The sequence below is a fragment of the Burkholderia sp. L-4 genome, from assembly GCF_056856535.1.
The window spans coordinates 814,916-836,092 of sequence record NZ_JBXEOX010000001.1 but is presented as its reverse complement, the minus strand read 5'-3'; the positions used below and the strand labels follow the sequence as shown (position 1 = coordinate 836,092).

Sequence of the window (21,177 nt, the reverse complement as noted above, 5' to 3'; positions counted from 1 at the left end):
AATGACCCAACACAATACTCCACTATTTAAATCGCTTGCCATTCAGCAGCGAGTTATAGGCGCGTTGTTGATGCGGGAGATTATCACACGCTACGGGCGCCACAACCTTGGATTTCTGTGGATATTTTTTGAGCCCATGATGTTCACCCTTGGCGTCATGAGCCTTTGGAGTATTCTCAAAGTTACGCACGGAGCGTCAGTTTCAATTGCTGCCTTCGCGGTAACCGGCTATTCGTCCGTCCTGATGTGGCGCAATTGCGCAGCTCGTTGCGCACTTGCAATTCAGCCTAATCAAGCATTGCTATACCACAGGAATGTCCGTGTTTTGGACTTATTCTTGGCTCGTCTACTGCTGGAGATAGCCGGCGCAACCATGTCGTTCGCATTCCTGACGATCTTGTTTGTCATCATCGGTGTCATGAATCCACCGCAAGACATTGCCATGGTCCTCTTTGGCTGGATTCATCTAGCCATATTTGGAGCCGGACTTGGTTTGATTATCGGCGGACTTACAGAGCGGAGCGAAACAGTTGAACGCGTGTGGCACACCATTGCCTATCTTCTGTTCCCTCTTTCTGGCGCCGTTTTTATGGTTGACTGGCTTCCAGAAAAGTATCAGAAAATCGTTCTTCTGCTCCCCATGGTCAACGGAACCGAGGTTCTTCGCGGAGGATATTTTGGATCGCTCGTCAAACCACACTACGATGTCGCCTACATGATTCTCTCCGATATGGTGCTACTTTTTGCCGGGCTATCGTTTGTCCGGGAAACTAGTAGGCGAGTGGAGCCAGAATGATCGATATCAAAGACGTTTGCAAAGATTACCACACCCGGCAGGGGCGTCGACGCATACTGGACAAAGTGAATCTGCAGATAGGTCGTGGCGACAAGGTTGGGATTCTCGGCCGCAATGGTGCGGGAAAATCTACCATCATTCGCATGATCAGCGGTGCCGAGTTGCCAACAACGGGCTCAATTCGCCGGACCATGAGTGTCTCCTGGCCGCTAGCGTTTGGCGGTGCGTTCCAAGGCAGTCTAACTGGGATGGACAATCTTCGGTTTATCTGTCGGATATATGGATCTGATTCACGCCTCGCAGAACCATTCGTACAAGAGTTCTCCGAACTTGGACATTACTTGCGCGAGCCTGTAAAAAGCTATTCTGCAGGGATGCGCGCGCGACTTGCCTTTGCGATTTCAATGGCAATTGAGTTCGATTGTTTTTTAATCGATGAAATTATTGCTGTTGGCGACAGTCGCTTCCACGAAAAATGTCATCGGGAACTGTTCGATCGACGGCGTGATAGATCATTGGTTATCGTAAGTCACGATGCCGGATATATCCGTGAGCACTGCAGCCGCGCCGCGGTGCTTGTCGCCGGAAAATTGCATCAATTCAATGAGGTGCAGGAAGCCTTGGAGTTCTATCACGCAAGCACCAATTGATCACTGCCCGTAGTGCGCGTGATCTCCTTGCAGCGACCTTGAATTACCCAAGTTAATAGCCGGGTTTCTGAATTTACTGATCAAGAACCCCAAAGCAAATCGAGTGACGACAGTATGATTCAGCATAAGTGCGGTGTATGAACTGGGCATCCTTCGAACGGCGAGTGCACGCCTGCCTTTACCCAAGTTGGCTCGAAGCCTGGCAGATCAGGCGCGTCCGGCGCACCCTTTTTCAACGCCCGGCGCATGCTCCTAACGCCCAACGCCGGCTGTTTGTCGATATATCCGTCATCCATTCCCATGATGCGGGTACCGGCATCCAGCGCGTAGTGCGCGCTGTGGCAACTCAATTGCTGGAATCCCCTCCGCCCGGCTGGACGGTTCAGGCAGTAAGTGCAACGCGCAAACTTGCTTACCATACTGTCACTTGGCCATCGAACGACATCAAGACGGACAACACGCCGATACTGTTTCGTCAAGGTGATTTGTTCCTCGGATTGGATTTTGCGCTCGACACGGTCCGGATCCATCGCCGTCAACTTGCTGACCTCAAACGCAGGGGCGGATCATTGTGGTTCGTCATGTACGACCTCCTTCCTGTACAAAAGCCAGAGTGGTTTTCCGACAAAAATGTCATTCGCTTTCGCAGGTGGTTGAGCGTCATTGCATCGCTAGCGGACGGGTTCTATTGCATCTCGCCCCCGGTCGAAGAAGCGCTGCGCAAGGAACTCACACAACGCTTCCGGATCGCGGACAATTACCGTACGCGTACCGTACCGATGGGCTGGGACCTCGCAACCCGTCGCCCAAGTTTGGGTATCCCAGAAGGATTCGATGCTTTACTAAAGCATATCGAACGACGCCCCACGGCTCTCATGGTTGGAACACTGGAGCCACGCAAAGGGCATAGCGACATTCTCGCGGCATTCAATCATCTTTGGCTGGAGCATGACGACTACAATCTCGTGTTTGTGGGTCGTAGGGGATGGAAGACTGAAGCTCTCCAAAACGAATTGCGCAGTCATCCCCTAAACGGCAAACTGCTATTCTGGCTAGAAGACCTCAGCGATGAGGCATTGTCACGACTTTACAGCGCTTGTGACGGCGTACTGATGGCCTCACATGCAGAGGGATTTGGTCTTCCCCTTATCGAAGCGCTTGGGTATGGCAAGCCGGTTCTCGCGCGGGACTTACCCATCTTCCGACTGCACGAAGATAAAGGGGTCGACTACTTCGAGTCTGGTGTGCCACCTGCAATGCTTGGGAAGCGGATCGCAAGATGGCTCGACGCGACTGACACTCATATCCCACTGCAACCATTCGCGGTTCCATCTTGGTCTGACACGACACAAGCCATCCTCGCGTCTTTGATCGACGAGCCATATAAATGAGCATTACTACATACGCTCAGAATTTTGAGGACATCCTCCTGTGGCGCAGCCTCGGGCATATTCCATCCGGGCATTACATCGACGTTGGTGCACATCATCCCTCACAGGACTCCGTTAGCCAGTTGTTCTACGAACACGGGTGGCGTGGTGTACATGTCGAGCCCACTTTGGAATGCGCAAATCTATTGCGAATTGCACGTCCTGATGAGACCGTTGTGCAAGCGCTCGTTGCCGAGCACTCTGGCATGTCTGCTTTCCATGAAATACTCGGCACCGGGCTGTCAACTGCGCGCAAAGACATCGCGGATGAACATCACGAGAAGCACGGCTATTCGGTGCGCACCAGCCTCGTACCAAGCGTAACACTCGACACCCTTTTCGATCTCGCACCCAACGAAGATATCCATTGGTTAAAGATCGATGTCGAGGGGTTTGAACTCGAAGTCTTGTCTGGATGGAAGAAATCGCAACGCCGTCCGTGGATAATTGTCATCGAGGCAACTTATCCGAACACCCAAATCGATACATCCGAAGCATGGCAAGAAATTGTATTGGAAAAGGGTTACATGCTCGCCTACAAAGATGGACTCAACCATTTCTACGTGAGCGATGCACATCCTGAGTTAAAGCGTCACTTTACGTTTCCGCCGAATATATTCGATGATTTTCAGATCAGCAATAACGCGCACTGGCTCACACGCTCCATTAAGCAAACACATGATCAACAGCTAGCGCAAACTGCCGAAGAAAAGGAAATCATTGAAAGGAAACTTCAAGAGACCGCGACGGCAATCGGTCAACTGCAGTCGGAAATGTTGGAGCGGGAGCGCGACTTTGACGAGCGGATCGCCGACTATCGTGCGGATGCTCAACGCCAGGCGGACACGCATCGCGATTTACTTCTGGAAATCGAGCGTAGCCATAAAATCGAACTCGTAGAGGCGAGCGAACAAAGGCATGCGGCTGAGCAACAACTGGCCGCCGCGCAATTTGACGCCTTGCGTATGCGGAGTATCACAGAGGCTCGCGAGCACGCCCTCACTACGGCAATCGAGCATATATCCAGCGAATCGCAAAAAATAAAGGCTGCATTCGTCGAAGTCACGCGTGAGCATGACCGTAGACACGCGGAGACGATTCGAACAATTGTCGAGCAGAAATCTGCATTCGAGCAGAAGCTAGACGCGGCGACAGACCTGATTAGCTCAATACAGATCGACGCAGAACACCAGAGAAATCTATTTACAGAACTGGTGCGCATCACGCGGCACAATGCCCAACTTTCTGAACACTCTCACGCGACGAAATTGCTCGAGAGTGAAAACATGCATGCCAAACAACTTCAAGCCGCTATCCGCGAATTTGAATTACGTGAAATAAGGCTGCGCGAACACCAGGCTGCAGAAGTCGAACGAATAAACACTGAGCACCGCGCACTCGAAGACACGATTCAAGCACGGCACTTATCACGTGAAAACGAGTACCAACATAAGCTGACCGAATTTATCTCGTCGCTCAGGCAAGAACAAGAACAGCAAAAGAATAGTTTCGAAGCTCAGATTGCGGCTCTTCGAGAAGACAACGATGCGTTTTTGACAATTCATCAAAAAATACACGAAGAATTGGAGCGCTATCGGCAGTATGCGCACGATCTCGCGCTCGAGATGGACGCTCTGCACGCCAGTTGGTATGGACGCCTCGTCTGGCGCGCGCATCCGCTCACGCGCGTCCGATCGATGGTACAAGCCATTTCTCGGCTCGTCATGTCTCGCCCCGCCAATTTGACAACTCACACCACTCCCGACCAAGGGGTTGGTACATGGTCGAACAATTTCCACTCACTTGACGCTGCAGCCGGCTCAGCTATCCGTGAGACGGAGGCCACCCGACTCAGTCCTCAATACACTCGATCTAAAATGAAGCTCAGCGAACTGCTCGCACTGCCTGATGAAGAATTCGTACGCGCCGCGTTCATCACCGTTCTCTGCCGCGAACCGGACAGTAGCGGGTTTCATTTTTACCTGAATCGCCTCGGCACCGGGTACGCTAAAGTTCATATCCTTGCTGATATTGTTCGCTCTAAAGAAGCAAAGGCACATCTCAACCACACCGAACTAGCCACTCTGCCTGATGAGGCTTTTGTCGACACGATTTATCGACGTGTTTTGAGACGCCCTGCAGATCCTGAGGGAAAACAATACTTCATCGATGTTTTGAAACGGTCCGGCAATCGCGAGCATGTGGTCAATGAAATCAAGACCTCTCCCGAAGCTGCGAATATTGATGCTTCGAGTGCCGAATTCGAGCGCGAATTGGTAGCTCGCCTCAAAAATGAGAAGCGTGATCGACGGTGGTGGAATCGCGGTGCGCGATTGGAAAAAAAGATCGATAAATTGGATCGCCATTTCGATAAATTTCTCAATCTTGAGCGGCGAATCAATGGACTCGCCGATCATATCGAACGGCTATCGACTGGACTAGCAACCATGCAGCTGCGCACGCAGTCCATGGATGCTATGAACGAAACTCTCATCGAGAGTCGTTCACTCATACAAACGCCAGAATTTGACAAAGAGCAGGAAAACTCTTGTCGACCTACGGCTCGCACGCTAGACGCTGAAGTTGGGCAAAATCTGCCCATTCGCGCTCAATTGATTTTTCAAAAATTAAAAAAACAGAGGGCTTGATTCGATGCGAATCGTCATTGATATGCAGGGATTGCAAACTCGGTCGTCGGGACACCGCGGGGTCGGACGTTACACCGAGAATTTGATCAGAAATATGATCATCGAGGCGGCACCACAGCATGAAATTTATCTCGCACTAAATGGGACATTCACCGATTCCATCGACTCGATTCGGGCAAAATTCCAAGATATTCTGTCGCGAGATAGAATCGTCGTCTGGCAGAATTTCTTCAACGCCGCGGCCAGATCAGGCCATGCTGAGGCATTGAAATATGCCGGGTACGTAATTCGCGAAGTATTTTTGAATTCATTTCGACCAGACATTATTTTTTCGACCAACCTTCAGGAAGGACTCGACGAGTCTGCGCCCACTAGTGTCCATGAATTAGCCTATCCAACGCTTTATTGCAGCACACTTCACGATCTTGTACCTTTTTATTATGAAGATCGCTACCTTTCGGATCCCGGAATCCGAAAATGGTACACCGAAAAAATAGAGTATGCCAAGGCGAGCGATTTAATAATCGCCGACTCGCATGCGACGCGATCGGACATCCTCGAGAAGCTGGATGTCCCCGAGTCGAAAGTCTTTACAATTGAACTTGGTTACGATTCTGCTGTTTTTAACGCCACCCCCCTTACCGACAAGGAAAGGGAGTCCATCTTAGAAAAATACGAATTAAAGAATCCATTCATCTTTTATGTGGGTGGAAATGATTCGCACAAGAACGTAGAGCGCCTTATTTCCGCTTTTTCGCAACTCCCTGAAGATTTGCGAAATTCATTTGATCTTGTAATCGGAGGGAAGGACTTCCCGAAAGATCAAATTTTCATCAATCGTATCGAACAGCTTGGAATTTACGAAAACACCATCCTCACCGGATTTATCGAGGATGACGATTTGCCCAAACTTTACAAGCTCTGCAAGATCTTTGTATTTCCGTCGACCCATGAAGGCTTCGGACTGCCTGCACTCGAAGCAATGGCATGTGGCGCAGCCGTGATCGGATCTGGCACCTCGAGCATTCAAGAGATTATCAATTTCAAGCCGGCGATGTTTGATCCATACGAGATCGACGACATTCAACTCAAGTTAAGAAATGCGTTGTCGGACGTAGATCTCTATAGGGAAATTTTGGAAAATGGACCTAAACAGGCTAGCCGCTATTCGTGGACACGTTCAGCGCGAGAGCTATGGACTGTGTTCGAAAACGCGACTCAAGTCTCCCGGACAAAGGGATACCGATTTGATGACCCAGTTCAACACGTGATAGATGCATTGGCAAAGCATACCACCGAGCTGGATGATAATGCCCTAGCGGATATTGCTCACTCGATTTCCGAGACTTTCCCCGTTCCACGACCGCGGAAGATCTACCTAGACATTAGCTCCGTTGCTACACACGATTACAAGTCGGGGATTCAGCGCGTCGTTCGAGCTATCGCGGCAGAGTTGGTCAACAACCATCCTAGAGATTTCGAAGTCGAACTTGTGTATACGTCGACCAGCGACATGCGCTTTTACGCCGCAAACGAATATTCGCGCCGAGTATTCAGCGCGAAGGTCTCGCCCCATGATGAAGAAATTGAATTCATGGCCGGAGATATTCTAATTTATCTCGACCTGCATCCTGGCGTCGCAATTGCGCATCGTGAACATAATCGATATTTGCGCAACAAAGGGATCTCCGTATTTCATGTCGTTTACGATCTACTGCCAATCCTCAAACCAGAATCGTTTTGGCCAGAGCTCTGTCGAGAATTCCGCTTGTGGACCGATGCCGTTAGCGTTTCAAATGGCGCTTTATGCATCTCGAAATCGGTCGCCGACGAGTTGAAAGAGTACCTTGAAATTTTTGGGGAGCGGCGATCCTCCAAATTCAAAATCGGGTATTTCCATCTCGGCGCCGACATCGATAATTCCGCACCGACCAAAGGACTAGAGGAAGGCGCCGAGTCCGTGCTTCGTTCGCTCGACGCACGAAAGACGTTTCTTATGGTCGGAACCATTGAACCGCGTAAAGGTGGACGGCAAGCTCTTGCGGCCTTCGATAAGCTCTGGAAGCAAGCGAAAGATGTCAATTTAGTTTTTGTTGGCCGAGAAGGCTGGGGGATGCGTGATTTCGCAGAGCACCTTCTTTCACACCAAGAAAATGGCAAGCGCTTATTTTGGCTCCAGGGGATAAGTGACGAATATCTCAAGAAAGTCTACAGCGCCAGTGATTGTCTGATAGCGGCATCCACCGGCGAGGGATTTGGTCTACCACTAATCGAGGCAGCGCAACATAAGTTGTCAATTATTGCGCGCGATATCCCTGTCTTCAAAGAAGTTGCTGGTGAGCACGCCTTCTATTTCGAAGACGATACTGAGCCGGATACGATGACCAATGCGATCGATACATGGCTCAAACTGCAGAAGTCCGACCGTCACCCGCGTGCCGATCAAATGCCGTGGCTCACATGGCGTGAGAGCGCGGATCAATTCATGAACATCGTTCAGAATGATGATTGGGAATATCTGGTCGATGGCCACGGATATCTTTACGAAGGATTAAAGCAGTCTCACGCTAGCGAGCGCCTAGAATGGGCCGGATTTTCTGATGCCGAGTCCGATTTTCGATGGAGCAGCACCGCGTCTCCTCGCATACGATTTCTTTGGGGCGGGCAACATGAAGGCACTCTTCTCATCAAGTGCACACCCCTTGGTATGCAACGCGTCACTATCTATTTGAACACAAGAAAGATCTATTCCGGTGTTCTTTCTGATGCAAATACCGAAATCTTTTGCTCGATGAGAGATCTTGATTTCGGTGAGAACGAAATTCGCTTTGAATTACCGGATGCGCAAAGTCCCGGAGGCGCCGATGTACGTCTGCTGGCTATCGCCATTCGTTCTTTCGAAATAGGACCGACCCTACCTCAATTGAAGGACAATTCCGTCTACAATCATTCCAGCAATGAGTTTATTTGGGACGGATTTGCAGGTGCTGAGAAGGAATTCCGCTGGACAGAGGAACGCCACGCACGCCTCATCTTCAACTGGAAGGGAACAGATCGTAAAAAGAGACTCAAAATTCGATGTAAAACACTTGACGTTCAGCGGATTACTGTTTTGTTGAACGAACGAGAAATCTATGCTGGCGAGTTATCCGGTGACGATCTGGTAGTCTCAACTGATGTTGCTGAGATCAAGGGTGGATTTAATACGTTGAGCCTATTGCTTCCGGATGCTAGACGGCCGAACGATACGGATCCTAGGAAGCTAGCAATCGCGCTTAAAGATATCGTGTTTGTTGACGAGTCTCGCGAATTTAACTATGGGATGGAATCGTGACGACCTTGCGTATCACCGCCCGTCCGCAGCAGCGATTTTTTTCGAAATATACAGATAAGGCCTGCGTCGGACTGCCCCCCCAAAGCGTACGCTTATAAACGCTTTGGGGACTATGCAACTCCGAATTCATTCGATAGATCAGAATAGTTCAAGCAAGCTTAATAAACGCATGATTATAAATCGACCGCGGGGATTTTCAGGGCGTGTTATTTTCGACCATCTACCCAAAACGGCTGGACAGGCGATCAATGCATGGCTCGTATCTACACTCGGCTCCGGCTGCGCCGCGACGAGCTTCAACGCTGCCCATCGAGAGCTGATCAGGCAATTTGGTGGCGAATACTCACTAATATCTGCCCACATGTCGTTTCAAGGCGAGGGATTCGATCCTCGTTACGAATATGTGACTTTCTTGCGCGAGCCGCTTGACCGAGCGATTAGCTGGCTTTTCTTCGTGCACCAAAATCATGATGCAAATGACCTCGCGGCTCTATGGCATCAGACTAAGGAATTTATTGATTCAGAAGGCGAATCAAGTGTTTCATTACTGGGGCAAATCGTAAATCCTTATATCGAGCATTTTTGCTCGATAGATCCGACGCCGACGTCCACGGATTCAGAACGGCTCGCCAAAGCAATCGCCGTTTTGGAAAAGTACGATCTTTGGGGAATTTACGAATCTATGCCCGATTTTCTCAGTGACTTCGCTGCATTACTTGGCGCACCCGCTCCTCGAGAAATTGCGAAAGTTAACGTCACACTTACGCGCCCCAGTTCTACTCGTGCCTCAGCTCAACTCAGACGACGGCTCGAAGAACTCAATGCGCTCGACCTTGAATTCTACGAAATTGTTCGCGGTCGTTACGCTCAAGAACGCCGACGGTGGCAACGGCCCGCTGTTCAGGTACCAGCCTGGACGCCAATTGAGCGTCTCGTCGCCACAAACTTCAATGACAGTCGTTTTTCACTCATCTCAGCCACGGTCGACGGCGAGCGCAATTGCAAGTATGGTAGCATTCTCTCGTTTCTAGTTGAATTTTCAATCTCGACGGATGTTCCAGACCTCGAGATAGGTATTCATATATTTGACAGCGTACGCCGCTGGGCATTCGGAACGAATACCACCATGTTGGGAAACAAGATTGTTGCAATCACTCCAGGCATCTATCGGTTTCGTTGCGCATGTGTCGCCGACCTTCCAGAAGGTGCATACACTGCTGGCTTTGCATTTGCTGAGCGAATTGCTGGCGAGATGCACAATATTGCATGGTATGACGAGCTTGTCACTTTCCACGTGACTCACGAACGCGTGACCCCTTCGGTTGGATATACGGAACTCACGACGGCAATGGACTGTTACCGAATTTCTGAAAATATTGCGACACCGATCATCGATGGTACAGGCACTTTGCAATCAACTTCGGCTGGACAAGAAGTGAATGCCAGCGAAACATATTCTCTACTCGTTACTTTAAGCAACAATTCAAATCAGGATTGGATAAGCCTTCATTCCAACCCGATTAGCCTTTCTTATCGCTGGTTAGACGAGGGCGGAGAATTCGTAGTGTTCGACGGTCAACGGACACCGCTGCCAGGCGGACAGCTTCTCCGTGGAAAAAGTGTTACGGTAGCGATGGTAGTTGAAGCGCCTAAACTGCCTGGTCGCTATGAACTAGAGGCCCAACCAGTCCAGGAGATGGTGTGCTGGTTCGACGAATGTGGATTTACTCCACTTAGGCTTTCTACGAATGTACATGGGATCAAAGGTCGATCGCATTTATTCGGAATTACCGACTAGAACTGCCGAAATCAACCTACCAGCTGAGCGCGCGTTGCGCGGGGTGGCGATCGGGCGCCGGCACTACCTGTTCGCCGGTACGGACTCAGGTGGCGAGCGTGCGGCGGCAATCTACAGTTTGATCGGTACGGCCAAGCTCAACGGCCTCGATCCCGAGGCGTATCTGCGCGCCGTACTCACGCGCATCGCGGACCATCCGAGCAACCGGTTCGAAGACCTGCTGCCATGGAACATGGCCACCCTCGCATCGTAAGGCGATAATGCCGCTGGCTTCCCGTTCACCCGGAGATCAGATGGCGAAATCGTTCCAGCGCTTTACCCTGCACGTGCAGCTTCAACACATCGAGCCGCCCATCTGGCGCAGGATCGAGGTTGAAGGAACCGAGTCGCTGCGCAAACTGCACCATATCCTGCAAGCGGCCTTCGGTTGGGAGGACACCCACCAGCACGACTTCCTGATCGATGGTATGACCTATGCCATGTTCGAGGTCGATGACGTGCTGGACTTCGCTGATCCGGGCACGACCGCCGATGACCGCAAGGTTCGACTACAGAAGGTCCTGCAACCTGGCTCGCGCTTCCTCTATCGGTATGACTTCGGGGACGGGTGGGATCACGCCATCGTCGTTGAGAAAGTGGAGACCGTTGAGAGCGAACCGTGGGGCGCGGCCCAGGTCATCGATGGTGCTCGCGCGTGTCCGCCAGAAGATGTGGGCGGCCCGCCTGGCTACGACGCGTTCCTGAGCACGCTATCCAACGATCCGAATAGCGAAGAGGCTGACCATTACCGAAACTGGGTCGGCCCCAGCTTCGACTCCGAACTGTTCGATCTGCGTGCTGCCAATGCCACGCTGCTACGCATGGCTTCCAATCGTTGGGGAAACCGGTAACTCACGCCTTCAACACGGTATCCGCTCCACGCTTACCGCTGATGGTTTCAGCCAGCACATTGTCGTAGCTGTCGCCCCGGCTGCCAACCGACGGCTCAATGCCAGCCTCAGCCAGCCGTTCGCTGTAGCGAATGCCGACGTACTGAGATCCTCTGTCGGAATGATGAATCAAAGTCCCGTCCTCGCCCGGTTGGCGGGCGTACAGCGCCTGTTCAAGCGCATCCAGAACGAAGTCCGTGGTCATCGACGAGCTGACGCGCCAGCCAACAATACGGCGGACGAACGCGTCGATCGCCAATGCCACGTACCACCAGCCTTGCCATGTCGAGACATACGTAAAATCCGACACCCGGAGCTGACTCGGTCAGTCGCCTTGAACTGCCGGTTGACTCGGTCCAACAACCGCGTCGGATTTGCCACTTCCAACGTCCCGCGCTCGCAGTGTGACGCTGCAATCGCGCCCTAGCGGTCCCAAGATTCCGCTGCAGATCAACTACAAAAGGCGGCTTTATTGAGCGCTCTCTAGCATCCAACGCAACGTGTCGCTGAGCGGAATGGTCGGAAGCTCGCCAATCGCGCTAGTCAATCGTTCATTCGAACCGATCAGCTTACGCACCTCGCTGGCTCGAACGAATGCGGGATTCACCCGGATCTCCGGGCTATGACCCGTCAGCAGTTCCATCATGCCCAAGACGTCCCGTAATGCGTACCCGGTCCCAGAACATACGTTGAAAATCTGACCCGCGAATTCTCCGCTTAGCAGTTTTCCATAGGCCGCTACAACGTTCCGGACGTCAGAAAAGTCCCTGATAACATCGAGATTGCCGAGTTCCAGCGTCGCCTTGCGCTCCTTGAAATGCGCGACGATCTTCGGAAGCAGAAAATTCGCAGACTGACCGGCACCGGTGTAGTTAAACGGGCGGACGATGGTAATGGGCAATTTGTCCATCCACAGCCTGGCCACATATTCCATTGCCAGTTTGCTGACGGCATAGTCGTTTGCCGGATTGGGAACCGTCGATTCGTCAATGATCTCCCGATCCGAATTGCCGTATACGTTAGCACTGCTGGGCAGGAGCACAGCCTGAGGACGACAGTTCGTAGCGTGAATTGCATCGAGGAGATTACGCGTACCCACCACATTGGTGTCGTAGATCGCCCGTACGTCGCCATGAGCAACAAAAGCGATCGCAGCCATGTGAATGACGGCCTGAGGCCGCTCGCGTGTCAACACATCCGCAAGGCTGTCTCGGTCGAGCAGATCGCAAACATGAATCGGCACGGTGTCTTCTGAGGCGGGGCCATGCGACAGTCCGCAGACTTCGTGCCCCTCGGCCAGCAACTCTTTAACGAGATGCTGGCCGGTGAACCCTCGAATTCCCGTAATCAGGATCTTTGACATGGCACTCAGAACGAAAAGCCCGCTTTGTTCCGGCGTACATCCGCCTCAACCATCATCTGGCAAAGTTCTTCGAGCGAGGTCTTGGGCTGCCAGCCCAGTTCCTTACCTGCCTTTGCCGGATCGCCGATCAGCAAATCCACTTCTGCCGGGCGATAGAACTTGGGGTTGATCTTCACGACCACCTTACCGCTCTTCGTGTCGTAGCCCACCTCCTGTTCAGCACTCCCCTTCCAGTCGATATCAACGTCGACGGCGCGCGCAGCCATCGTTACGAAATCACGAACCGTTTCCGTCCGATTGGTCGCAAGCACATACGTATCGGGGGTATCAGCCTGAAGCATGCGCCACATGCCCTCGACATACTCTTTCGCAAATCCCCAGTCGCGCTTTGCGTCAAGGTTACCGAGTTCGAGTACGCCGAGCTTGCCCAAGTGAATCTTGGCCATGCTATCGGTAATCTTGCGCGTCACAAATTCCCGGCCACGGAGCGGCGATTCGTGATTAAACAGAATCCCGCTGCATCCGAAGATGTCATAGCTCTCGCGGTAATTAACCGTCATCCAGTGTGCATAGAGCTTGGCGACACCATATGGGCTGCGCGGATAAAACGGCGTGCTTTCGACCTGCGGAATGGCTTGCACCTTGCCGAACATTTCGGATGTGCTTGCTTGGTAGAAACGCACCTTCGGATTGACAATCCGAATGGCTTCGAGCAAGTTCAGCGGACCGAGGCCCGTAATTTGCGCGGTCGTAGTGGGTTGGTCGAACGAAACACCCACGAAGCTCTGTGCGGCGAGATTGTAGACTTCGGTTGCTTCGGAACTCTTCAGCAGTTGGATACTCGCACCAAGATCCGTCAGATCGTATTCGACCAGCTTCAGATTCGGATGACCAGCAACCCCGAGCTCTTCAATGCGCCAGAAGTTGACAGAACTCGTGCGACGGTACGTTCCATATACCACATAACCTTTCTCAAGCAGAAGCTGTGCCAGATAAGCACCGTCTTGCCCGGTGATGCCAGTGATGATTGCTTTTTTCATTTCCAAACCCACTATAAATAAATGATTCGGCGGAATGACGCCAACGAGCCAGAATTCCTCAAACCGAAAGCACTACCACCCGGTGTCCGATCGCCCGAGCGAAACGCTACCGGCCTCTTTACACTACCGCACAGCGCGTCACTGTGCTCTCTTCTATCGCCCTCATCGGATTAACACCCTCGACCTGAGCAATACCCCGCGCACTCAATTTTCCGAAACCCCACTTCGATCACCTGTATTGCGCTTCAAGCGATCGGCATCCGCTCACACTCAACCCCGAACAGGAGCATTCTCTTTATCGAAGGAAGTGATGTGTACAGCAAACTCCTACGCTTCGACCAACGTGGATCGTTACTCTGCGATGTATTTCCGATGCTCGATCATCGCCAGATCAGATGATCTCGACAGCAATAGTCACTCGATCGGACCGATTCCGCATATAGCGAACTCTAGTCCACATGGCGAAACCAAATATTGGCGCACCACGCCACGCGTGCGTCTCCAATTCGGCCGTCATTTTTGAACGATGGATCCCAGTTGCGCAATCCAAGCGTCATCTAAACGTCTGCACCCCAGTGACAACCGGGTACACGACGGAGAACACCAGATTGAGAACCTTCTGCACTTCGGTGACCGGTGCATTCGACACGTACAGCAGGTCCTTGTTCTCCATGACGAAGCTCTGCAACGCGAAGAAGGAATTGGGGTCACGCAGATTGATCCGATAAATAACCGGCACCTTGCCTTCTGCCGTCGTACGCACTGGCGTTTTCGGCCAAGACAATGCATCCGCGTTCTCTAGTCGAAAAATAAAGACCCCTTGAGCATCCGAACGCGAATCCTCCAGTCCACCGGAACGCGCGAGAGCCTGAGCCAGCGTGATGCCCTGCGTCTCGAAATCGACCTCCTGATTCTTGCCAGTAGCACCAAGCGACATAAAACTATAGGGCTGGAACAATGCGGTAACCACGTCGCCAGCGCGCAGCGGAATGTTCTGACGCGGATCCCGGATCACCGTATCAAGCGGCATCGATACCACCTCGCTGCCGCGCGTAACCTGAATAGTTACTTTGCCGACAGGTTCCTTAACGCCACCGGCAGTCGCTAGCGCGTCAAGAAGACGTTCGCCGCGCGCAGTCAGCTGCATCCGGGTGCTGCTCGCCACGCTTCCGACAACCGTGACATACGATGTCTCGTTCCGGGAGAGCCTGACGAGTACTTGAGGATCGTGAGCCATGTTCTTGAGCCGGCCCGCGATATATTGTTGGAGTTGGGTGGTCGTCCGACCGGCTGCTTTCACGGCGCCAACGAACGGAATGTCGACCTCACCGTTGCCGTCGATCGTCTGATCGGGCAATACAGTCACACGCGCGTTGGCAACACCGCCCTTGGAATCGCCCTGTGCAGCGCCAAAAAGCGTCGCCGGTGGCGCCTCCCAGATCGATACCTCGATCATGTCGCCGACGCCCAACTGCTGTTGAAAGGCAGTCTTGCCGCCGAACACGGCGGAAAAATTCTCCTTGCCTCGCTCCGCATACAGCCGACGGGCAACTTCATCCGTCACATCGACAATCTGGATGCCCAGCGCGTTGTCCTGCGCCGCGGCCGCCCGATCAATTTGTGCCCGGCTTGGACCCGACGCCGGAATACTGGAACAACCTACTAGCAAGGTCGCACAACCAACGAGCACAACCTGAAAAGCAGTGCGAGATAAACGCGGCATTTTTAAAGCTGACAATTTAGGTTCGGCGCGAATTATCGCACGATGTTAAATAGATTTAAGAGAATCTGAGCGCTGCACACAAAATCCTGTCAACCTACATGGATCATGGGCACCCCCGCCAAACCTCGAAACCACTGGAGCTAAACAATTGATTTTTCTACAACGAAAACGTTTCCAGTCCATACATAGCAACAACGCATCCCTTAAGTCCCGGTAGATTGAGGCAAATTTTTCAGCTACCATTTGCCCTTGTCGGCGTCAAATAATGCATCGAGGTCCGCACGCTACCTGAGTCGATGAGCCGTCCACATGATCAGCGGCGAAGTCCGACGGTACTCGAGCTGGTAGGACACGCGACGTGGTCAGCGGCTACCGGAAACTTGAATTGCCGTCACTTTAGGGGATACCACGCTCCCCAACAAGGGGAACCACAAAATTTGATGTTGCCGTAGATCGCTGACACCGAAGGACGGCAATCGGCCAGCCGGGCAAAGCAAGGGTACTCCCGCCACTTCAAAGCCAAGTCCGGAGCGTCAATTCCGGCGACTACCACTCCATTTGTTGTACTAGTGATAAACATCTTCCTCGACGTATCCCGACTCCTGTCGCGCCTTTCTGATGGCCTGCTGCCAACCGGCGTCGATCGCGTCGGGCTCGCGTACATCCAGCGATATGGAGCTCACGCCCGTGCTGTCTTGAGCGAACGAGGAATCTCGGTCGTGCTGACGGAAAAGAATTCCCGGCAGGCATTCGAGTTACTGTCGCAGTCAATCCGCGATCGCGGCGCAATTCGCAAGATTGTGGCTCGCGCTTGTGTGGATTCTTTGACCAATCGTCACTTCGAACACGGCGTTCTGCTCCACACAAGCCACAACGGTATGGAGCACCCTCGCTACTACCGCTCGATGAAGGGTCGAAACATTCGCACGGTTTTTATGGTGCACGACCTGATTCCGCTGACACATCCTGAATATTGCCGCCCCGGTGTCGACAGTGCGCATCGTCAACGTATCTACACAGCACTGCGGCATGCCGACGGCCTGATCACCAATTCGCAAGCTACGCTCGATTCACTCGGCATGGAAGCGCATCGTGCCGGATTAACACTCCCTCCTAACGTAGTCGCACGCCTCGCGCCCGCGATTACGTCGCAAACGAGTGTGTCCGCTCCGCTGGATGCACCATATTTCGTAATGCTGGGCACCATTGAGCCGCGCAAGAATCACTGGCTTATGCTCCATATCTGGCGCCGGCTGGTGGAGCGGTTCGGCGCCTCTGCACCCAAGCTCGTCATTGTCGGTCGGCGTGGCTGGGAATGCGAGAATGTAGTCGATATGCTGGAGCGTTGCGCCAGTCTGGGCGATGCGGTCATCGAAGAATCCGACTGCAGCGACGAACGTTTGCGCGCCTGGCTTCAACACGCGCGCGCGCTACTATTTCCTTCCTTTGTTGAAGGGTATGGCATGCCACTCGCCGAAGCACTAGCGCTGGGCGTACCAGTGCTAGGGAGCGATCTCGGGGTATTCCGCGAAGTCGCTGGCGATATTCCCGACTACATAGACCCGCTCGATGGCCTCGGCTGGTTCAATCAGATTCACGCGTACGCACAGGAGCCATGCGCGGCACGTGACGCGCAATTGCAACGCATCGAACGCTTCAGCGAACCAACGTGGGACGAACACTTCGGCCACGTCGACCGCTTTCTGGAAACGTTGCGCTAGATGAGCGGCCCGACGATCACTTCACCTCGCGCGATTAACGCCCGTCGCCTTACTCGACCCGACTGGCTGACAGCGGGCCGCAACGGCACCGAAGCGCTGCCCCGCCTGCTTCGGGTCGATCGATGGTCAGGTCCGATGATGTTGCAAATTGCACGCAGGTTGTCGAGGAAGAATGTCGATGCTGTCTGGCCGAGCCCTATCCTGCCGCGAAAGCGCCGCGAGGGACCGGTCATGTCTTGGTTTTCCGTGCCCCTCGATACGCTTACCGCACGCGCTTGGATTGACTCCATTGACGCAGCACTTGCAGCGCCCAACGCCGACGGGCCAACGGACATTTCAGCACAGATGCAAAGATTCGTCGCCGTCTGTGCCCTCGATCCGGTCCACCGCATACCTCGTTGCGTTCCAGAGCTAGGGCGGCCAACAAATAAGCAACGAGTGTTGATAATTGATGAGCGCGCGTCCGGCGGCCGCTTCGACGCCGCCCCCAAAGTACGACGTGCCAGCTTTCAACAAATGCTGGCAACAGCCGTCCGCGCGCATCCGGGTGCTGAGTTCTGGCTTGCCCGGAGTTCGGCACCCGGCTGCGGGCCATGGTTATCGCACACTTGCGAGCTACCCGCCGGCATACGACATTTTGATTCTTCTTATGCGCTCGGCGCATCACTACCTCAGGTCGAACATGTCTATACGGTCGCCGCGCCAGAAGGCTTACATGCAATGCTGTGCGACACGCCCGTCCATGTCTTCGGCACGCCGTACTATGCGGGCTGGGGAATGACCCACGATCACTGCACGCAGCCGGAACGCCGCTCACGCGCATCACTCGCGGCACTATTCCATGTCGTGTTCGTTCGCTTCGCCCGGCACCTCGACCCGGCAACTCACGAGCTCGGCACACTCGATGCGCTGTTGGACTCCATCGCGCTTCAACGCGCGGTAACCACACGCTACGAAGACCTCCGACACGTTGTCGCGATTCGATTTCAATGGTGGAAGCGCCCGTTTGCAACGCCGTACCTGACTGCAGGCGGCGGCGATTTGCGTTGGGTCGGGAGCCCCAGCGAGCTATTGGCTGGCGAGCACGCAGCACTCTGGGGGGCTCGCACTGCTGAAGATCTGCCGGACGGAGTTCCGATGGTCCGTATCGAAGACGGCTTTCTCCATTCGACGGGCCTCGGATCGGACATGATTGCACCTCAGAGCCAGGTGATCGATCGGCGCGGCCTTTACTTTGACCCCGCCAGACCGAGCGATCTGACAGCACTGTTGAACGACGCGGATTTTCCGTCGTTCGAGTTGGCGCGCGCCGCCGCGCTACGTGCGGAAATCGTGAATCTTGGACTAACCAAGTACAACCTCGGGCGCCGCGCGCCGACCTGGCGCGCACCGGCAAACAAATGCATCATCCTCGTCCCGGGCCAAGTCGCAGACGACGCGTCGATTCGCCTCGGTACTCGAGGAATCACCACCTCTGAAGCACTGCTACACGAAGTACGTGCGCGTCGACCAGACGCTTTCATCGTGTATAAGCCGCATCCCGACGTCCTGTCAGGAAACCGCGTAGGTCTTGTTAACGCCACTCGCCTTGCGGACGAGGTCGACGTTGACTCAGATCTGATATCACTCATCGAAGTGGCTGACGAAGTCCATACGCTGTCATCACTGGCAGGTTTCGATGCGCTATTGCGAGAAAAATCCGTGTTCACTTACGGATTGCCGTTTTACGCCGGGTGGGGCCTGACGCATGATGCCCTTGAGCAACCATGGCGCAAACGCACCCTCTCGCTTGATATGCTGACCGCCGGTGCTCTTTTACGCTACCCGTTGTACTGGGATTGGACGCTTCGGCTCCACACCACACCCGAGGCAGTTGTCCGCCGCTTGGCGGAACCTGCCGGACGACCACTAGGCAAGATTCGAGGCAACCCTGTACGCCCGATGTTCAAAATCGTTCGCTGGACCCGCAATGCGTTTCGCCACGCAGTCTGGCAAATTGAAACAAAATTGGGGCCTAAACACAAAGAGTTTTAAATATTGAAAATTGTTAAACAAAAGCGCGACCAAAATAGCTAAAAATGGCGCGTCCAACGGAAACAACGAGCCACCGAGGGCTCCATAACTAAAGGCAACCATGACTATTTATCCGGTAATCCTGTGCGGCGGCAGCGGTACCCGCCTGTGGCCGATGTCGCGGGGCGGCTACCCGAAGCAGTACCTGAAATTGACAGGGGAAAACACGCTTGTACAGCAGACCGCGCTGCGCCTGCGCAACACCCCAAACGTTTCAGCCCCCATCGTCGTCACCAACAACGAACAACGCTTCCTCGTCGCGGAACAGCTCCGCCAGGTCGACATCACGCCGTCGTCGATCGTGCTCGAGCCGGTAGGCCGCAACACCGCGCCCGCGATCGCGATCGCCGCGCTGCTCGCCCTGCATGAATCTCCCGACGCACTGCTGCTGGTACTGCCATCCGACCACGTCATCCTCAACGAGCCGGCATTCATCGCCGCAGCCACTGAGGCAGCCGCCATCGCAGCAGACCAGCATCTCGTCACGTTCGGCATCACGCCGACGGAAGCGCACACCGGTTTCGGCTATATCCGTCGCGGCCCGGCCGTCGCGGACGGCAAGCAGGTCTACAAGGTCGACACGTTCGTCGAAAAGCCGGACGCGCCGACAGCCGAGCGTTTCCTCAGCGACGGCAACTACTACTGGAACAGCGGCATGTTCATGCTGAAGGCGTCCACGTACATGGAGGAACTCCATCGCCATGCACCGGAAATCGCCCGCCAGGCAGAACTCGCATTCGAATCGGCCAAGCGCGACAACGACTTCCTCCGTCTCGACGCCGAAGCGTTCGCAGCGTGCCCGAACGTCTCGATCGACTATGCAGTGATGGAAAAGACCGAGCGCGCCGCTGTTGTCGCGGCGGCCGACCTCGGCTGGAACGACATCGGATCGTGGAGCGCACTCGCGGACATCGCTGACAGCGACGAGCACGGCAACGCGCTAATCGGCGACATCTTCACCGACTCGGTGAAGAATTCGTATATCCGCGCGGAACACCGGATGGTCGCCGCGATCGGCCTCGACAACATTGTGATCGTGGAAACCGCCGATGCCGTGCTGGTCGCCCATCGTGACAAGACCCAGGACGTGAAGAAAATCGTCGAGTGGCTGAATGCGTCCGGCCGCCACGAATCGGTCACGCACCGCCGTGTCGTCCGCCCGTGGGGTTCGTACGAAGGCATCGACCAGGGCGACCGCTTCCAGGTCAAGCGCATCATCGTGAACCCGGGCGCACAGCTCAGCCTTCAGATGCACCACCACCGCGCCGAACACTGGATCGTCGTAAAGGGTACGGCGATGGTCACGAACGGCGACAAGGAGATCATGCTGACCGAGAACCAGTCGACCTACATCCCGCTCGGCGCGACCCATCGGCTGACGAACCCCGGCAAGATCCCGCTCGAACTGATCGAAGTCCAGTCGGGCGCATATCTCGGCGAGGACGACATCGTCCGCTTCGAAGACACCTACGGCCGCGCAGCGAAGTAAGCACGGCAACATCCGGGTCGTGCGCCGCAACCAGCGTCGATCCGGTGCACCCGACGGGCAGCACGCACACGCGTCCTGCCCGTCTTTCATTTCGTCAAGCAACGTCAGACAGGTTGCCCGCCGCTCCCCGCTCAGGTTATAAAAGCGCCACCCATTCCGGTGCATGCGCCGCCCTTTTTCACC

Annotated in this window: 13 protein-coding genes and 2 pseudogenes; 11 read left to right on the top strand and 4 right to left on the bottom strand. The window is 54.1% G+C overall.

Translation table 11 applies throughout. From position 1 onward, the window contains the following. Position 1: 1 nt before the first annotated feature. From AC1VVG_RS03895 to AC1VVG_RS03860, 8 genes and pseudogenes are all read left to right on the top strand, one after another. Positions 2-796 (top strand): ABC transporter permease, encoded by a 795-nt coding sequence (locus tag AC1VVG_RS03895; RefSeq protein ID WP_482835274.1) that lies wholly within the window; start codon positions 2-4, stop codon positions 794-796. Then, positions 793-1,446 (top strand): ABC transporter ATP-binding protein, encoded by a 654-nt coding sequence (locus AC1VVG_RS03890; protein ID WP_077055931.1) that lies wholly within the window; start codon positions 793-795, stop codon positions 1,444-1,446. The genes AC1VVG_RS03895 and AC1VVG_RS03890 overlap by 4 nt, the downstream gene beginning before the upstream one ends. A 137-nt stretch (positions 1,447-1,583) precedes the next feature. Continuing rightward, positions 1,584-2,837 carry a glycosyltransferase family 4 protein gene (locus AC1VVG_RS03885; RefSeq protein WP_482835273.1) on the top strand — a complete coding sequence of 418 codons (1,254 nt, stop codon included), beginning with the start codon at positions 1,584-1,586 and terminating at the stop codon, positions 2,835-2,837. Then, positions 2,834-5,524 (top strand): FkbM family methyltransferase, encoded by a 2,691-nt coding sequence (locus AC1VVG_RS03880; protein ID WP_482835272.1) that lies wholly within the window; start codon positions 2,834-2,836, stop codon positions 5,522-5,524. The genes AC1VVG_RS03885 and AC1VVG_RS03880 overlap by 4 nt, the downstream gene beginning before the upstream one ends. A gap of 4 nt (positions 5,525-5,528) precedes the next feature. Then, complete coding sequence (locus AC1VVG_RS03875) at positions 5,529-8,858, top strand: glycosyltransferase family 4 protein (protein WP_482835271.1); 3,330 nt, start codon at positions 5,529-5,531, stop codon at positions 8,856-8,858. 112 nt (positions 8,859-8,970) lie between these two features. Beyond that, on the top strand, positions 8,971-10,656 hold the full coding sequence (locus tag AC1VVG_RS03870; protein ID WP_482835270.1) for a Wzt carbohydrate-binding domain-containing protein: 1,686 nt from the start codon (positions 8,971-8,973) through the stop codon (positions 10,654-10,656). A gap of 13 nt (positions 10,657-10,669) precedes the next feature. Beyond that, positions 10,670-10,909 (top strand): annotated as a pseudogene (locus AC1VVG_RS03865) (transposase domain-containing protein); the annotation flags it as partial. A gap of 40 nt (positions 10,910-10,949) precedes the next feature. Then, positions 10,950-11,546, top strand: a complete 597-nt coding sequence (locus AC1VVG_RS03860) for a plasmid pRiA4b ORF-3 family protein (RefSeq protein ID WP_482835269.1) — start codon at positions 10,950-10,952, stop codon at positions 11,544-11,546. 13 nt (positions 11,547-11,559) lie between these two features. Here the strand turns inward: AC1VVG_RS03860 and AC1VVG_RS03855 are convergent. The 4 genes and pseudogenes from AC1VVG_RS03855 to AC1VVG_RS03840 form a co-directional block, all read right to left on the bottom strand. Continuing rightward, positions 11,560-11,945, bottom strand: a pseudogene (locus AC1VVG_RS03855) (DDE-type integrase/transposase/recombinase); the annotation flags it as partial. Between the two features lie 109 nt (positions 11,946-12,054). Further along, positions 12,055-12,948: an NAD-dependent epimerase/dehydratase family protein gene (locus tag AC1VVG_RS03850; RefSeq protein WP_482835268.1), complete on the bottom strand. Its 894-nt coding sequence runs from the start codon at positions 12,946-12,948 to the stop codon at positions 12,055-12,057. A 5-nt stretch (positions 12,949-12,953) separates the two neighbouring features. Continuing rightward, entirely contained in the window at positions 12,954-13,988 is a 1,035-nt protein-coding gene (gene gmd / locus AC1VVG_RS03845) for a GDP-mannose 4,6-dehydratase (protein WP_175901808.1), read from the bottom strand. Between the two features lie 553 nt (positions 13,989-14,541). Further along, a complete protein-coding gene (locus AC1VVG_RS03840) occupies positions 14,542-15,711 on the bottom strand; it encodes a polysaccharide biosynthesis/export family protein (RefSeq protein ID WP_482835880.1) in 1,170 nt (389 codons plus the stop codon). Positions 15,712-16,280: 569 nt separating this feature from the next. Here AC1VVG_RS03840 and AC1VVG_RS03835 point away from each other — a divergent pair. The 3 genes from AC1VVG_RS03835 (at position 16,281) to AC1VVG_RS03825 (ending at position 20,994) form a co-directional block, all read left to right on the top strand. Further along, positions 16,281-17,432 carry a glycosyltransferase family 4 protein gene (locus AC1VVG_RS03835; RefSeq protein ID WP_175901807.1) on the top strand — a complete coding sequence of 384 codons (1,152 nt, stop codon included), beginning with the start codon at positions 16,281-16,283 and terminating at the stop codon, positions 17,430-17,432. Between the two features lie 135 nt (positions 17,433-17,567). After that, the gene (locus AC1VVG_RS03830; RefSeq protein WP_482835267.1) at positions 17,568-19,466 is read left to right on the top strand and encodes a capsular polysaccharide export protein, LipB/KpsS family; all 1,899 of its coding nucleotides are present in this window, start codon (positions 17,568-17,570) and stop codon (positions 19,464-19,466) included. A gap of 100 nt (positions 19,467-19,566) precedes the next feature. After that, a complete protein-coding gene (locus AC1VVG_RS03825) occupies positions 19,567-20,994 on the top strand; it encodes a mannose-1-phosphate guanylyltransferase/mannose-6-phosphate isomerase (protein ID WP_482835266.1) in 1,428 nt (475 codons plus the stop codon). Positions 20,995-21,177 lie beyond the last annotated feature (183 nt).

Coding starts and splice junctions, on each gene's coding strand:
- AC1VVG_RS03825 (WP_482835266.1), top strand. CDS start 19,567: ATGACTATTTATCCGGTAATCCTGTGCGGCGGCAGCGGTACCCGCCTG.
- AC1VVG_RS03875 (WP_482835271.1), top strand. CDS start 5,529: ATGCGAATCGTCATTGATATGCAGGGATTGCAAACTCGGTCGTCGGGA.
- AC1VVG_RS03860 (WP_482835269.1), top strand. CDS start 10,950: ATGGCGAAATCGTTCCAGCGCTTTACCCTGCACGTGCAGCTTCAACAC.
- AC1VVG_RS03895 (WP_482835274.1), top strand. CDS start 2: ATGACCCAACACAATACTCCACTATTTAAATCGCTTGCCATTCAGCAG.
- AC1VVG_RS03890 (WP_077055931.1), top strand. CDS start 793: ATGATCGATATCAAAGACGTTTGCAAAGATTACCACACCCGGCAGGGG.
- AC1VVG_RS03870 (WP_482835270.1), top strand. CDS start 8,971: ATGCAACTCCGAATTCATTCGATAGATCAGAATAGTTCAAGCAAGCTT.
- AC1VVG_RS03840 (WP_482835880.1), bottom strand. CDS start 15,711: ATGCCGCGTTTATCTCGCACTGCTTTTCAGGTTGTGCTCGTTGGTTGT.
- gmd (WP_175901808.1), bottom strand. CDS start 13,988: ATGAAAAAAGCAATCATCACTGGCATCACCGGGCAAGACGGTGCTTAT.
- AC1VVG_RS03885 (WP_482835273.1), top strand. CDS start 1,584: ATGAACTGGGCATCCTTCGAACGGCGAGTGCACGCCTGCCTTTACCCA.
- AC1VVG_RS03880 (WP_482835272.1), top strand. CDS start 2,834: ATGAGCATTACTACATACGCTCAGAATTTTGAGGACATCCTCCTGTGG.
- AC1VVG_RS03830 (WP_482835267.1), top strand. CDS start 17,568: ATGATGTTGCAAATTGCACGCAGGTTGTCGAGGAAGAATGTCGATGCT.
- AC1VVG_RS03850 (WP_482835268.1), bottom strand. CDS start 12,948: ATGTCAAAGATCCTGATTACGGGAATTCGAGGGTTCACCGGCCAGCAT.